The 13,652-nt window shown below is 60.8% G+C and carries 14 protein-coding genes; 5 read left to right on the top strand and 9 right to left on the bottom strand.

What is annotated here, in order from left to right; genetic code table 11:
- Positions 1-224: 224 nt before the first annotated feature.
- The 9 genes from AC1D3C_RS20680 to AC1D3C_RS20640 form a co-directional block, all read right to left on the bottom strand.
- Positions 225-1,202 (bottom strand): type II secretion system F family protein, encoded by a 978-nt coding sequence (locus AC1D3C_RS20680; RefSeq protein WP_038592363.1) that lies wholly within the window; start codon positions 1,200-1,202, stop codon positions 225-227.
- 12 nt (positions 1,203-1,214) lie between these two features.
- A complete protein-coding gene (locus AC1D3C_RS20675; protein ID WP_477484150.1) occupies positions 1,215-2,228 on the bottom strand; it encodes a type II secretion system F family protein in 1,014 nt (337 codons plus the stop codon).
- Positions 2,229-2,241: 13 nt separating this feature from the next.
- On the bottom strand, positions 2,242-3,729 hold the full coding sequence (locus AC1D3C_RS20670; RefSeq protein ID WP_477484149.1) for a CpaF family protein: 1,488 nt from the start codon (positions 3,727-3,729) through the stop codon (positions 2,242-2,244).
- Between the two features lie 15 nt (positions 3,730-3,744).
- Positions 3,745-5,040: a CpaE/TadZ family protein gene (locus tag AC1D3C_RS20665; RefSeq protein ID WP_038548176.1), complete on the bottom strand. Its 1,296-nt coding sequence runs from the start codon at positions 5,038-5,040 to the stop codon at positions 3,745-3,747.
- A gap of 21 nt (positions 5,041-5,061) precedes the next feature.
- Positions 5,062-5,742 carry a CpaD family pilus assembly protein gene (locus AC1D3C_RS20660; RefSeq protein WP_477484148.1) on the bottom strand — a complete coding sequence of 227 codons (681 nt, stop codon included), beginning with the start codon at positions 5,740-5,742 and terminating at the stop codon, positions 5,062-5,064.
- Between the two features lie 51 nt (positions 5,743-5,793).
- Positions 5,794-7,335 carry a type II and III secretion system protein family protein gene (locus AC1D3C_RS20655; protein ID WP_038548173.1) on the bottom strand — a complete coding sequence of 514 codons (1,542 nt, stop codon included), beginning with the start codon at positions 7,333-7,335 and terminating at the stop codon, positions 5,794-5,796.
- A 13-nt stretch (positions 7,336-7,348) separates the two neighbouring features.
- Positions 7,349-8,161: a Flp pilus assembly protein CpaB gene (cpaB, locus tag AC1D3C_RS20650; protein ID WP_477484147.1), complete on the bottom strand. Its 813-nt coding sequence runs from the start codon at positions 8,159-8,161 to the stop codon at positions 7,349-7,351.
- Positions 8,162-8,275: 114 nt separating this feature from the next.
- Complete coding sequence (locus tag AC1D3C_RS20645) at positions 8,276-8,788, bottom strand: A24 family peptidase (protein ID WP_038549947.1); 513 nt, start codon at positions 8,786-8,788, stop codon at positions 8,276-8,278.
- Between the two features lie 140 nt (positions 8,789-8,928).
- Positions 8,929-9,117: a Flp family type IVb pilin gene (locus AC1D3C_RS20640; RefSeq protein WP_038548170.1), complete on the bottom strand. Its 189-nt coding sequence runs from the start codon at positions 9,115-9,117 to the stop codon at positions 8,929-8,931.
- A 419-nt stretch (positions 9,118-9,536) separates the two neighbouring features.
- Here AC1D3C_RS20640 and AC1D3C_RS20635 point away from each other — a divergent pair, with 419 nt between their 5' ends.
- From AC1D3C_RS20635 to AC1D3C_RS20615, 5 genes are all read left to right on the top strand, one after another.
- Entirely contained in the window at positions 9,537-9,929 is a 393-nt protein-coding gene (locus AC1D3C_RS20635; protein WP_038549945.1) for a pilus assembly protein N-terminal domain-containing protein, read from the top strand.
- A 100-nt stretch (positions 9,930-10,029) separates the two neighbouring features.
- Positions 10,030-10,671: a TadE/TadG family type IV pilus assembly protein gene (locus tag AC1D3C_RS20630; RefSeq protein WP_038548168.1), complete on the top strand. Its 642-nt coding sequence runs from the start codon at positions 10,030-10,032 to the stop codon at positions 10,669-10,671.
- Positions 10,671-11,264: a TadE/TadG family type IV pilus assembly protein gene (locus AC1D3C_RS20625; protein WP_408962425.1), complete on the top strand. Its 594-nt coding sequence runs from the start codon at positions 10,671-10,673 to the stop codon at positions 11,262-11,264. Before AC1D3C_RS20630 ends, AC1D3C_RS20625 begins: the two co-directional genes overlap by 1 nt.
- Before the next feature lie 112 nt (positions 11,265-11,376).
- Positions 11,377-12,597: a phosphopentomutase gene (locus tag AC1D3C_RS20620; RefSeq protein WP_477484146.1), complete on the top strand. Its 1,221-nt coding sequence runs from the start codon at positions 11,377-11,379 to the stop codon at positions 12,595-12,597.
- Complete coding sequence (locus AC1D3C_RS20615; RefSeq protein WP_038548159.1) at positions 12,594-13,610, top strand: adenosine deaminase; 1,017 nt, start codon at positions 12,594-12,596, stop codon at positions 13,608-13,610. The genes AC1D3C_RS20620 and AC1D3C_RS20615 overlap by 4 nt, the downstream gene beginning before the upstream one ends.
- Positions 13,611-13,652: the final 42 nt, after the last annotated feature.

Below are 13,652 nucleotides of genomic sequence, written 5' to 3'. Positions count from 1 at the left end.
CGATCAGGACGAGGTTCACGCAAAGTCGTGTCAGCATCTTGGTATCCTCCGAATATGTTTCGCTCCCGAACCGGCGGAGCTGGAAGAGCCGGCCGTCTCAAGCTGATGGAGAGGATATTGGACCGATCCCGCTGAACGCCGTCTGAAACGGGAGTTCATATCACGTTCAACAATGGGCACGCGCGGCCGGTGCGGGTCGAACGCCGAATGCTAGAAAACCGCGTTCAGTGGAACTTGTCGGCGACCTGGATGCCGGCCGGACCAAGGATGACGGCGATCAGGACCGGCAGGAAGAACAGGATCATCGGGACGGTGAGCTTCGGCGGCAGGGCGGCCGCCTTCTTTTCCGCTTCGTTCATCCGCTCGTCGCGACCTTCCTGGGCAAGTACGCGCAGTGCCGAGGCGATCGGCGTGCCATAACGTTCCGCCTGGATCAGCGCCTGGGTAACGGCCCTGACGATATCGAGCTGGGTGCGGATGCCGAGATTTTCGAGCGCGGTGCGGCGGTCCTGCAGGAAGGAGAGCTCGGCCGTCGTCAGCACCATTTCCTCGGCCAGCGGCGGCGACGCCTGCGCCATCTCCTCGGCCACGCGGCGCATCGCCGCTTCCATGGAAATCCCCGATTCGACGCAGATCAACATCAGGTCGAGTGCGTCGGGCCAGGCCCGCTTGATGGAATGCTGGCGTTTCTTCACCCGGTTGGAAATGTAGATATTCGGTGCATAGAAGCCGATATAGGCGATAACGATCGCCGCCAGCATGCGGATCGGGAACGGCCGGGTGGCGAGGTTGCCGAGCACGAAAATCCACACGATAGCGGCCGCAAGGAAAACGAAGGGCAGCAGGAAACGGGCCAACAGGAACATGTTGAGGGCGTTCTGCGACCTCAGACCGGCGGCACGAAGCCTGTTGACGGTGTTGTCGTCCACCAGCGCCTTGCGCAGATTGAAGCGCTCGACGATCTGCCGGACCGACTGGTTGTTCTGGGCGCGCAGCGACGTCTTCGACTGTTCGGAATTCATGCGGGCGCGTTCGCGGGCGCGGATCTGTTCGCGCTCGGTGGAGACGGCCTTCATGCGCTTGTCGAGATCTCCTTTTTCGAGGAAAGGGCTCGCCAGCGTGTAGAGGGTCGCGAAAACCGCCACGGCCACCAGAATGGCGAGCAACGTGATCGGATCGGTAAGCGTCGTTGCCAGTCCCATCGCACCGTCCCCTCAGATGTCGAAGTTGATCATGTTGCGCATGACGAAGATGCCGATCGACATCCAGACGCCGGAAGCCAAAAGGATCAGGTGCCCGCGCGGATCGGTAAAGATGATCGAGATGTACTGAGGCGAGGTGAGATAGACGAGCAGCGATACGATGAAGGGCAAAGCGCCGATGATCACCGCCGAGGCCTTGGCTTCCATCGACAACGCCTGCACCTTGGCCTTCATCTTCTTGCGCTCGCGCAGCACCTTGGAAAGGTTGCCGATCGCTTCGGAAAGATTGCCGCCGGCCTGGCCCTGAATGGTGATGACGATCGCAAAGAAATTCACTTCCGGCAGCGGCATGGTCAACATCATGCGGGTGCAGGCTTCGGGAATGCTCAGGCCCACCTGCTGGGATTCGATGACGCGGCGGAATTCGGTCTTCACCGGCTCCTGGCCGTCGGATGCGATCAGTCGCATTGAATCGTTAAGCGGCAGGCCGGATTTGATCGATCGCACCATGACGTCGAGCGCGTTCGGAAATTCCTCCAGAAACTTCTTCTGGCGACGCTTGACCAGGAAACCGACGATCCAGCGCGGCAGGCCAACCGCGCTGACGAAGGCGGCACCGAGGGCGGCAAGCAAAGGCAGGCCGGCAATCAGGGTGACGAGGAAGACGAAGACGCCGAAAAGGACACTGAACATGTAGAAGCGCGCCATCGTCAGGGACAGGCCGGTCTGGGCGAGCTTGGATTTCAAGCTGCCGTCGCCCATCTTCCTGTTCTTCTCTTCCTGCTTCTTCTCCAGTTCCTTGATCGAATCCTGCATCGATTTGCGGCGCTTGGAGAGCTCCTGCACCCGGTCTCGCGCGTCCTTGACCTTGTTGAGATCGGTTTCCGCCGATTTTACCCGGTTGAGCCGGCTGTCGGCCTTCTTTTCCACTTCCATGCGGGAGAACAACAGCCCGTAACAGACCGCCGCCGCGGCGACCGCCACGAGGGCGATGATCGCCACGACATTGATATCCAGCCCGAACATGGAATTCCGCTCCTTAGTCCTTGGTTTTTTCCATCGCGTCGAGCGCGGCGGAAAGACGCTTTTCCTCGTTGTAATAACGGGCGCGATCCCAGAAATGCGGCTTCATGATGCCGGTTGCCATATGCCTGCCAATCAGGCGGCCATTGGCGTCCTCGCCGTCGATCTCGTAGCGCATCAGGTCCTGGGTGATGATCACGTCGCCTTCCATGCCCATCACCTCTGTAATCTGGGTGATGCGGCGCGAACCGTCGCGCAGGCGGGCCGCCTGGATGATGACGTCGACCGAACCGCTGATGATCTCGCGCACGGTCTTGGCCGGCAGCGAATAACCGCCCATGGCAATCATCGATTCCATACGGCTCAGGCATTCGCGCGGCGTGTTGGCGTGAATCGTACCCATCGAGCCGTCGTGGCCGGTGTTCATCGCCTGCAGCAGGTCGAAAACTTCCGGTCCGCGCACTTCGCCGACGATGATGCGTTCGGGGCGCATGCGCAGGCAGTTCTTGACGAGATCGCGCATGGTGATCTCGCCCTCGCCCTCGATGTTCGGCGGGCGGGTTTCGAGACGGACCACATGCGGCTGCTGGAGCTGCAGTTCGGCGGTATCCTCGCAGGTGATGACCCGCTCTTCCCTGTCGATATAGTTGGTCAGGCAGTTCAGCAGCGTCGTCTTGCCGGAACCGGTGCCGCCGGAGATGACGATGTTGCAGCGGACGCGGCCGATAATCTGCAGGAGCGTTGCCCCTTCCGGGGTGATCGCACCGAACCTGACGAGCTGGTCGAGGTTGAGCTTGTCCTTCTTGAACTTACGAATGGTGAGCGCCGGCCCGTCGATGGCGAGCGGCGGGGCGATGACGTTGACGCGGGATCCGTCCGGCAGGCGCGCATCGCAGATCGGCGAGGATTCGTCGACGCGGCGGCCGACCTGGCTGACGATACGCTGGCAGATCGACAGGAGCTGGGAATTGTCGCGGAAGCGGATGTCGGATTCGATCGTCTTGCCGGCGACTTCGATGAAGGTCTGTCCGGCACCGTTGACCATGATGTCGGAGATGTCGTCTCGGGCGAGCAACGGCTCCAGCGGGCCATAACCCAGAACGTCGTTGCAGATGTCCTCGAGCAGTTCCTCCTGCTCGGAGATCGACATCGCGAAATTCTTGATGGTGATGATATCGTTGACGATATCGCGGATTTCCTCGCGCGCGCTTTCGGCGTCGAGCTTGGCGAGCTGGGAAAGATCGATCGTATCGATCAGGGCCGAGAAGACCTGGCTCTTGGTATCGTAATAGAGCTCCGTGCGCGCCGGGCGCTTTCGGGCTGTCGATTGCGGCGCGAGCGGCGGCGGCGAGGAGATCTGCTGCCGCTGGGTCACGGGATCGCGCACCGGCTCGGCAAGGACTTCAGGAGCGGCGGACCGCGCCGTGGCAGGCGCTGGCGCAGCCGGCGGCGGCGCGACGCTGCCGCTCTTCCCAAATCCCTCGTTTCCGCGTTTTCCAAACATACCGGTTTCCTGGTGTTATGCCTTCTTGCGCCCGAGCATGCCGAGCATCTTGCCAAGCCCACCCTTCTTCACCTTCTTCATGGCGACCCGACCCGTGACGATGTGGGCGATCTGCGAGAAGGTTTCGGCGGCTGGCGATTTTGCGTCGATTTCGGAAATCATGCGGCCGCTATTGGCGGCATTGCCGAACAGCTGCACGTCGAACGGCAGGATGGCGATCGGCTCCATCTCCAGCGGCTCGATGAAATCGTTCGGAGCGATCTCCGGACGCTTCGGCATGCCGACCTGGTTGAGGATCAGATGCGGCGCACGGTCGTTCGGCCGAAGCTTCTTCAAGGCATCGATCATATTCTTCGTGTTGCGCAGGTTGGCGAGATCCGGCACCGCGCAGATCACCACCTCGTCGACCTCCGACAGAACCGCCCGCGTCCATTCCGTCCAGCCATGCGGAACGTCGAGAACGGCCATCGGTGCGCTGCGCTGTAGGAGTTCGATGATCGGCGTGAACGCATTGCGATCGAAATCATAGGCGCGATCCAGCAGCGAGGGAGCCGCCAGCAGCGAGAGATGTTCGGAACACTTGGTCAGAAGGCGATCGAGGAAGACCTCGTCCAGGCGTTCCGGCGCAAAGACCGCTTCAGCGATGCCCTGGGCCGGATCCTGGTCGAAATCGATATTGGCCGTGCCGAAGGGAAGATCGAGATCGGCAAGGATGGTCTCGGTCGAGAACAGGTTCGAGATACCGAAGGCGCAGTTGTGCGCAATGGTCGAGGCACCGACGCCGCCCTTGGCACCAATGAAGGCGATCGATTTGCCGAGCGGCTCCGCTTCGGGATCTACGAAAATCGCCGAGATCGAAGCCAGCATGTCCGGCATCTGCACCGGGCCGACGAGATATTCAGAAATGCCGTTGCGGATCAGCTCGCGATAGAGCGAAATATCGTTGTAACGGCCAACGACGATGACCCGTGTCGAGGGATCGCACACTTCCGCAAGCGGCGTGAGCTCATGCAGCAGGTTCTTCGGCTCGGCGTCGGTTTCCAGAATGATGAGGTTCGGGGTCGGCGTGGACGAAAACATGTTGGCGGCGGCACTGGTGCCACCGATGGTCACGCGCAGGTTGACCTTGGCCATGCGGCGATCACGGGCCATGCGGTCCATCGTGCGCTGCATCGCTTCGCTTTCGCAGAAGGAATGAATGGAGATGCGCGGCAACGGGCGCAGCGCGTCGAAATCGCCGGGACGATCGGCGTCCTCGGCAGACCCTTCACCCTGGCCGGGAGTGCGGATTTCATAGTTGATCGCGCTCATTGTTTTCTCCGGTTCCCTGGCTTACGGCGTCGTTGTGCCACTGGATTCCCCGCGATAATCGCTGATGACCTTGGCGCGCTGCGCCGCGTCGATCGGCGTGATAGCGCGCGGGGCGATGAGGTCCGTGGGGTTGGCGACCTGGGCTGCAAGATTGTTCTGGCTGGCGCAGCCGAAATTGTACCAGTTCTTGTTGCCGAACGTGTTGTCCGACAGATCCGCCGGCCATTCGCCGCACTGGCCGGTCATCGCCTTGGTCGTCACGTAGGAAAGCCGGATCGGCGCTGCATCGCCATTCGGCGAGGCTGCATAGCTGCTCATCAGTATCCGCTGCGGCTTGATGCCTGAACGCGTCAGTTCACGGCGAATATCGCCAGCCAGATGTTGCGCGGCACCGGAATTATACGAGCCGTAAGGCACCTGGATCTGCATTGCGCCGGCTGGCGACGCCATGAAGTTCTGCGCAAATCCCTTGACCGTATCGCGCATCCCGGTGGTCAGGCGGACATCGCCCGAGGCGATCGGAATATCAAGCGTCGACTGACCTTCCGCCAGGACGATCGGATGGCGGGTGCGATAGTCGTCGGGGATGGCGCCGGTGGTGAGCTGGCTGTTGCCGCAGGCCGACAGGAGCATGCCGGATGCCGCGAGCGTTAAAGCTGCGGCAATCTGGCGGCGACGGGACCTGGTTGTAACCTTGGTCATGGCATCCTGTCCTTCGGCGGAGATTTTCTGCGTTTCAATGTCCATGACCGCTCACTTGTAGATAAAGCCGACGGCGCCGTGATATTGGCCCGTCGCGACGGGCTCCTTGCGGCCGTAGATCTTGTTGACGCGGTTCAGGAAGAAGGTCGCTGCATCGTTTTCCGGATTGAAATTGTCGTCCGGCCGGGCGATCTCGCTGCGCGCAACGGGACGGACCAGATACGGCGTCGCGATGATCACGAGTTCGGTTTCGTTGCGGACGAAATCCTTGCTGCGGAAGAGCGTGCCGAACACCGGCACCTTGGAAATGCCCGGCAGGCCGGACATCGCCTGTCGGACGTTGTCCTGCACCAGGCCGGCAATCACGATGGAGCCGCCGGAGGGCAACTCGACGGTGGTCGAAGCCTCGCGCTTGCGGATCGACATGTAGGTATTGCCGGGGATCCGCAGTGAAGCACCGTTACCCGTCGCGGCAGAACCTTCATAGGTCGGCTCCGACACGTTGGTTTCGATCACCAGGCTGATGCGTCCCGGCGACAGAACGACGGGCTTGAAGTTCAGTTCGATGCCATAGTCGACGGTGTTGACCGTCTGCGTGACGGTCCCCTTCTGGCCATCGACCTCCTGCTGGGCAGGCAGGCGGAATTCGCCGCCGACGTAGAATTTTGCCTGCTGGCCCGAAATGGCGGTCAGGCTGGGTTCGGCAAGCGTGCGCATGACGCCCGCCTGTTCCATGGCGTTCATGTAAGTCGAAAGAGCGACATTGCCGATGTTCCCGGACAGGACGCCTTGAGCAGCCAAGCCGACGGCATTTCCCAGATTGGCGGGATTGGCAAAGGAAATCGAGCCCTTGGGACCGGCCACCGAGCCATTGAAACCAAGCTGCTTCAACACCTGCCGGCTGACTTCCGCAACCGTCACCTTGAGCGTCACCTGGTCCTCGCCCTCGATCGTCAGGAGGTTGACGATCTGAGATTTCTGTCGGTTTTCGGCGAAGATGTCCGCGTCGCCGTTATTGCCCTGAGCCGTGATATTCCGGGTAGTCGCCTCGCCGCCCTTGAGGAAGGCGGTAGTGAGCTTTTCCGCCTGCGCCGAGTCCTGCGGCGTGCGCACGCTTCCCGACAACACGATGTTGTCCGAGATGATCTCGACCTTGATGTTCGATTCCGGCAGGAACCGGCGAAGGTTCTGCTCGAGACCGGAAATATCACGTTCGATTGCCACGTCCAGGCTGACGATTTCCTCGCCGTTGGGCCCGAAGACGAAGATATTGGTCTGGCCAACGGTCTTGCCGAACAGATAGATGCGGCGGGAGGTGCGCGTCACTGCGTCTGCCATGCTCGGGTCGGCGACCAGAATGTCGTGGGCGTCGGAAGGCAGGTCGACGACCAGGGCCTTGTTGAGGCCGAGCTGCAGCCGTTTACGGATGCCAGGGCCACCTTCGGTGATGCGGACGACGCTGTTTTCGGCCGCCAGGGCTTGCGCAGGTTCAAGGCTGATCGGGGCGATATTCAGCGAAATGCCGGAAAAGGCGAGGCAAAAAGCCAAGCCTGCCGCTGCCGAGCTACGAATCTTGTGTTTCAGACTGTTCACTTGAGCGCTCCGTTCATTTCGCCTGCACCGCCGTCGCCGTGCTCTTGACGATCGCACCCGATTTGATGACCTGGATATCCGCCTTGCCATCACCGCCATGCAGCAAATAGCCCGGGGCGACCGTGTCGGCCTCCTGCGAGTCCGCGACCGAGCGCAGCGCGAGCGTCAGCCGCTGGGCCATCTGCTGGGCGACGGCGATGACCTTTGCCTGATCCGGCGTCAGTTCCAGCGTCGCCGTCGTGCCGACCACCGATTTCTTGCCGTCTTCACTTTCCTGGACCTGCTGGTCGATCGCGAGGACGCGGACGTTGCTCAGGATGGTTTCGGTAATGTAGTTGCCGCTTTCCTTGTTCTCGCGCACCATGATGATGTCGACGCGATCATTCGGCAGCACGAAGCCGCCGGCGCCTGTCGCCACCGAAATCTCGGTTGCGACGGCCCGTTTTCCCGACGGAAGCAACGAGGACATGATGCGGCTGGATGAATCAGCAATCTTCTCGGCGCGCATCGGCTCGCCCTTGAACATCGGCATGCGGACCACGACGCCCTGAAGCTCGGTCATCGCGTTGGGCCGCGTGGAATCGGTGATGAAGCCGTCGACGACGCCGCTTGAGGGCCAGGACGCCCACTGCATCGACTTATCGTTCAGCCGGCTGCCGATGGGCAGGTTCTCAGCCGAGACGAGCACCTTGACCGTCGGCTCCTTCTGGATGACGGTTTCCACCAGTTCGGGTGCCTTGGTGCCGGAAAGGCGCATGGCGAGCATGCCGGCGAGACCCGCCGCCACCACGGCAACCGCGAGAATAATGATACGGGTGGGCTTCATGGCCATTCCTTGAGGGAACACTAATTCCCCCGGAGAATGGTCTCCAATGGTGTAATTATAGTTAATGAGACGCTTACAATTCTGGTTAACGCGATCTTTCCATCGCGGAAACCTTTATTGAAACGCCTTCACGGCCAGGAGATGGATCGGGGCAAGCTCGAGGGTCAGGAAGCCGGCGATGGCAATGGCGATACCGTAAGGAATCTTCTTGGCGTTGACGAGGGATGAGGGGAGCGGGATGCCCATGGCCATGACCGACTCCGCCTGCGAGCGCAGGAGCAGGAAAGCAAGCGTCACCGCGCCGCCGACATAACCGACGGTGACGAGGAAAACGAGAAGCGAATGATTGAAGCCGAACCAGACGGCGGTCGCGGTCAGGAGCTTCGCATCGCCGCCACCCATGACATTGAAGGCAAACAGCGCGAAACACGCGCCGAACACGGCAAGGCCGGCGACCAGATTCATGCCGATTTCTGGCCAGGACAGCCCCGCGAGCGGGGCTAGGACTAGAAAGGACACCAGAATAACCGCAGATACCCGGTTCGGGATCGTCATGCTGACGAGATCGAAGATGGCGGCAAGCGCCAGGCAAAGCGGCAGGATTGTGAGAATGGCCAGAGTGATCACGATCATTGCTGAATCCGCCGACATCAGTCAGGATTTGCACGCGCGGAATGCACGATCCCCAATCCCTGCTGAACTACGAAATAAGACGAAGCCGCCCCGATTGTGATCGAGCCGGCTTCTGGAATTTGTCACGCCTGCAATCAGCAAGCGGTGGTGCCGGTGCCGCAGTTAAGCTTCTTCGAGATGTTGGTGAACTGGGTGTTCAGCGAGGTGCCGAGGGTGGTCGCACCAGCGATCAGAGCAACGGAGATGAGTGCTGCGATAAGACCATACTCGATGGCGGTCGCACCAGACTCATCTTTCATAAAACGGGCGAAAATCTTGGTCATGGAACTCTCCTACTCCACATTTGTTGTTCAGCACGTCCCGACAACTGTTTCCGTTGTTCGGATGACTGCAATCTACAGACGGACGATTGCCATCGACTTAAGGAACATCATTACCAACCCGTTAATGGAGGATTGCCGGTTGCGTGGTAAACGAAGGGGAAAGAAAAAAGCTCGCATTCGACCATGTGTTCACTCCCGCTCATAATTGACTAATGTACATTTTTTTACAGAGCTTTAATTTACATGCTAGAAGGCTGATACTCGCTCCATGGGCTGTGATCTCCGCCATTCGGCAATGGTTAAGATGAGATCAAACCCGGCCGCCTGTGCCGCTTAACCTTTCATTCACCAATCACATCCATCCTTGGCCGATAACAACTGCACCCTAAAGGCTGCCCCCAATGCTGTTCCGTAGCGTCATGGTCCGACTCCTCGCCATTTGCGGTGGCGTGTTCGCTGGCGCGGGACATGTTGCTGCGCAGGATCAAGGGGATCTTCTGCGCGTATTCATGAATCATGCGCGCGTGCTGAAACTCGACCGTCCGGTCAGCAAGGTCATCGTTGGCAATTCCAACGTCGCCGATGCCACCGTCGCGGACTCCACTACGATCGTTCTCACCGGCCGCAGTTTCGGCACGACCAATCTGGTGCTGCTCGACGCCCAGGGCAATGCGATTGCCGATGAACGCATCCTCGTTTCCATCGACGAAGGCAACACGGTGCGCGTCTTCCGGCAAACGGAACGTTCCATCCTCTCCTGCACACCCAATTGCGAGCAGCACGCCGAGTTCAAGAACACCGCTTCGCCCTGATCGGGGACAGGTGGTTAAACTGCAGACGATCGTTGCAACGGAATCTCAATAATCGAACCCTAGGATCGGCGTGCTCAAACCGGGCTGTCGGGCGGGAACCATGTGCCAGGATCATGACGATACCAGAAGCGGTGCGCCTGTACCTGTAAAGGGTAAACGCGGGGCGTGGCGGCGGATCATCCGCTCGAAAGACGGAGCAGCGGCGATCGAATTCGCGCTGCTGGCAATCCCCTATTTCCTGATTGTCTTTGCGATCGTCGAAACCTTCATCGCCTATACGGGAGAACAGCTTGTCGCCAATGCCGTCGACACGATGGCGCGCAAGCTCAGGACCGGCAATATTACCTACGGGCTCAATCGCGGCACAGACAAGAACCAAACGGAATTCCGCCGCGCTTTCTGCGCCGAAATATCGATCCTGATCACGTGCAGCGATGCTGAAATTACGACGCCGGACAAACTTCTGCTCGACGTCCGCTCGTTCGCGAGCTTCGCATTGATACCGAAGACAATCCCGCGTTCGACGTCCGGTGGCGATTTCGGTGAGCTCGATACATCTTCCTTCGCCTATGCGCCGGGCCCCGCCAAAAGCATCAACATGCTGCGTGCCTATTACCGCTGGGATGTCGTCACCGATCTGATCCGGCCTTACATCACCAATGTCAGGCCTGCGAACGGCGGACGGCCGAACTATTTCCTGATCGTCGAGACATCCGCCTTCCGAGCCGAGGACTATCCGTGATGGAAGAGCAAAAGCCGCAGCCGCAGTCGCGACATCCGGGCCTGTTGACCCGCCTCAGGCAGTTCATGACCGACAGGCGCGGCGTTGGCGCAGTCGAGTTCGCGCTGATCGCGCCGCTGCTTCTCAGCCTCTACATCACGTCCTTCGAGATCACCATCGGCCTCAGCGTCTCCAAGCGGGTGACGCGCAGCGCCAGTACCATCGCCGATCTCGTGACCCGGGAAACGAGTGTCGACAAGACGATGCTTGCGACGATGAAAGACGTCACCGCCAGTCTTTTCGCCCCCTATACGCCCAACACGCTCAGCATCAAGGTCACGGGCGTGACGCTCGATGCCAATGGCAATCCGACCGTTGCCTGGTCGTGGAACCAGGATAACGGCAGGCCCTATGTGGTCGGTTCTGCGGTCCCGGTGCCGCCCGACATGCATATAGCCAATTCCTTCCTCGTCCGGGCGGAAGTTTCGGTCCACCACGAACTGTTGATGTTCATGCCCGGCCTTTTGCCAAGCGAGGTTCAGAACATCACCATCGCGCGGGAGTATTTCTACCGCCAGCGCCTTGGGAACAACGTCGCCTGCACCAATTGCTGACGCGCATCGGACGTCATGCCCTTTGCTAATACATCCGCACGGCTATATGAATCCCGATTCGAGCCGGCAGCCAGACCGTCGGCCGGGCGATATTCAAACTTCCGGGTGACCGATGGCGCGTGCGTTCCTGTTCGTTCTTGATTCCTTCGGCGTGGGCGGTGCCCCCGATGCGGACGAGTATGGCGATCTCGGCTCCAATACGCTCGGGCATATCGCGCAGTTCTGCGCCGCAGGCGTCGGCGACCGCGCGGGTCTGAGGGAAGGCCCGCTGCATCTGCCGAACATGTCATCGCTCGGTCTTCTGGAAATCGCAAAGCTCGCCGGCGGCGACTATCCCGTCGGCATGCCGATGCCGGAGCGGATCTTCGGTCTGTACGGCGCAGCCAACGAAATTTCCCGTGGCAAGGATACGCCATCCGGCCATTGGGAAATCGCCGGCACGCCGGTTATGTTCGATTGGGGTTATTTCCCGACCGAAGGCGAGGCCTTCTCTCCCGAACTGGTGGACGCCATCTGCCGTGAAGGCGGCATTTCGGGCATTCTCGGCAATTGCCACGCATCCGGCACCGAAATCATCGCCCGGCTTGGGGAAGAGCATATCCACACCGGAAGGCCTATCTGCTACACCTCGACCGACTCCGTCTTCCAGATTGCCGCCCACGAAACCCATTTCGGCCTCGACCRACTGCTCAGGCTCTGCGAAACCGTACGGGTGCTGCTCGATCCGATGAATATCGGCCGGGTGATCGCCCGGCCTTTTGTCGGCGAAACGGCGGCCACGTTCCAGCGCACCGGCAATCGCCGCGACTTCTCCGTGCCGCCACCCGAGCCGACATTGCTCGACCGGCTGATCCGGGGCGGCCGATCGGTACATGCCATCGGCAAGATCGGCGACATCTTTGCGCACCAGGGCGTGTCGCGCGTCATCAAGGCGGACGGCAATGCGGCGCTGATGGAGGCGACGCTTGCCGCGATGGACGAGGCGACCGTCGGCGATCTGGTCTTCACCAATTTCGTCGATTTCGACATGCTCTACGGTCATCGCCGTGACGTGCCGGGTTATGCCGCGGCACTCGAAGCCTTCGACCGCGCCCTGCCGGATGTCCACCGGCGGCTGAAACCGGGGGATCTCGTCATCCTCACCGCAGACCACGGCTGCGATCCGACCTGGCGCGGCACCGACCATACCCGCGAGCGGGTGCCGGTCATGGCGTTCGGGCCGGGTATCCGCTCCCGCTCGATCGGGATCAGATCAACCTACGCGGATATTGCCGAAACAATCGCTGCCCATCTATCGATCCCGCCTGGGCCCAACGGATGGAGCTTCCTTTGACCAGACACCTCCTCAAGGCCGAGATCCACTGCCATATCGAGGGCGCCACGCCCCCGGCACTGGCTGCAGCCCAGGCCAGGAAATACGGCGTCGATGCCAGCAAGGTGCTGCGCGACGGCGCTTATGTCTGGTCGGATTTCTCAGAATTCCTCGTCTGCTACGATGCTGTCGCCGCGCTCTTCAAAACCGCCGACGACTATGCGCTGCTGACCGAGACCTATCTTCTGGAACTTGCCGCCACCAGCACGATCTACAGCGAGATCATCGTCTCGCCCGATCACGGAGACCGGATCGGGCTCGGAGCGGATGCCTATCTCGCCGGCATCTGCGACGGCATCCACGCAGCCCGCGAAAAGATCGGCATCGAGGCGCGGATCATCGTCACGGGCGAGCGGCATTTCGGCCCGGACCGGGTGATCTCAGCCGCCGAATACGCGGCGCGCGCGAAAAACCCACTGGTGACCGGTTTCAACATGGCCGGCGAGGAACGTATGGGCCGCGTCGCCGACTATGCTCGTGCCTTCGATATCGCCCGCGATGCCGGATTGGGTCTGACCATCCATGCCGGTGAGGTCTGCGGTGCCTTCAGCGTCGCCGATGCGCTCGATCTGGTAAAGCCCTCGCGGATTGGCCATGGCGTGCGCGCAATCGAGGATCCGGCGCTGGTGGAACGGCTTGTCGAGCTCGGCACCGTGCTGGAAGTCTGCCCCGGCTCGAACATCGCACTGAAGGTGTTTCCGGATTTCGACAGCCACCCGCTGAAGCGCCTCAAGGCCGCCGGGGTGCGGGTCTGCATCAATTCCGACGACCCGCCGTTCTTCCACACCTCGCTCGCCCGCGAATACGAGATCGCGTCGGGGGTGATGGGGATCTCGGACGGCGAGATCGATGAGATGACGCGCACGGCGATCGAGGCTGCCTTCGTGGACGACGCGACAAGGGCAAAGCTGATCGCCCGGTTCGACGCCCAGAGCGGGTCAGAGGCTGGGGATGAGGCGGCCATACGCGCCTGATGGGTTGCGGAACCGGCCTTTTTCCTGAAAGAAGAGACAGGC

The organism is Neorhizobium sp. P1_A6 (assembly GCF_056406795.1).
This window is presented reverse-complemented; position numbering and strand designations above follow the sequence as displayed.

What these genes read in the sequence shown, in the direction of transcription:
- AC1D3C_RS20680 (WP_038592363.1), bottom strand. Translation starts at nt 1,202, where the DNA reads ATGGGACTGGCAACGACGCTTACCGATCCGATCACGTTGCTCGCCATT.
- AC1D3C_RS20675 (WP_477484150.1), bottom strand. Translation starts at nt 2,228, where the DNA reads ATGTTCGGGCTGGATATCAATGTCGTGGCGATCATCGCCCTCGTGGCG.
- AC1D3C_RS20670 (WP_477484149.1), bottom strand. Translation starts at nt 3,729, where the DNA reads ATGTTTGGAAAACGCGGAAACGAGGGATTTGGGAAGAGCGGCAGCGTC.
- AC1D3C_RS20665 (WP_038548176.1), bottom strand. Translation starts at nt 5,040, where the DNA reads ATGAGCGCGATCAACTATGAAATCCGCACTCCCGGCCAGGGTGAAGGG.
- AC1D3C_RS20660 (WP_477484148.1), bottom strand. Translation starts at nt 5,742, where the DNA reads ATGACCAAGGTTACAACCAGGTCCCGTCGCCGCCAGATTGCCGCAGCT.
- cpaB (WP_477484147.1), bottom strand. Translation starts at nt 8,161, where the DNA reads ATGAAGCCCACCCGTATCATTATTCTCGCGGTTGCCGTGGTGGCGGCG.
- AC1D3C_RS20640 (WP_038548170.1), bottom strand. Translation starts at nt 9,117, where the DNA reads ATGACCAAGATTTTCGCCCGTTTTATGAAAGATGAGTCTGGTGCGACC.
- AC1D3C_RS20635 (WP_038549945.1), top strand. Translation starts at nt 9,537, where the DNA reads ATGGTCCGACTCCTCGCCATTTGCGGTGGCGTGTTCGCTGGCGCGGGA.
- AC1D3C_RS20630 (WP_038548168.1), top strand. Translation starts at nt 10,030, where the DNA reads ATGTGCCAGGATCATGACGATACCAGAAGCGGTGCGCCTGTACCTGTA.
- AC1D3C_RS20625 (WP_408962425.1), top strand. Translation starts at nt 10,671, where the DNA reads ATGGAAGAGCAAAAGCCGCAGCCGCAGTCGCGACATCCGGGCCTGTTG.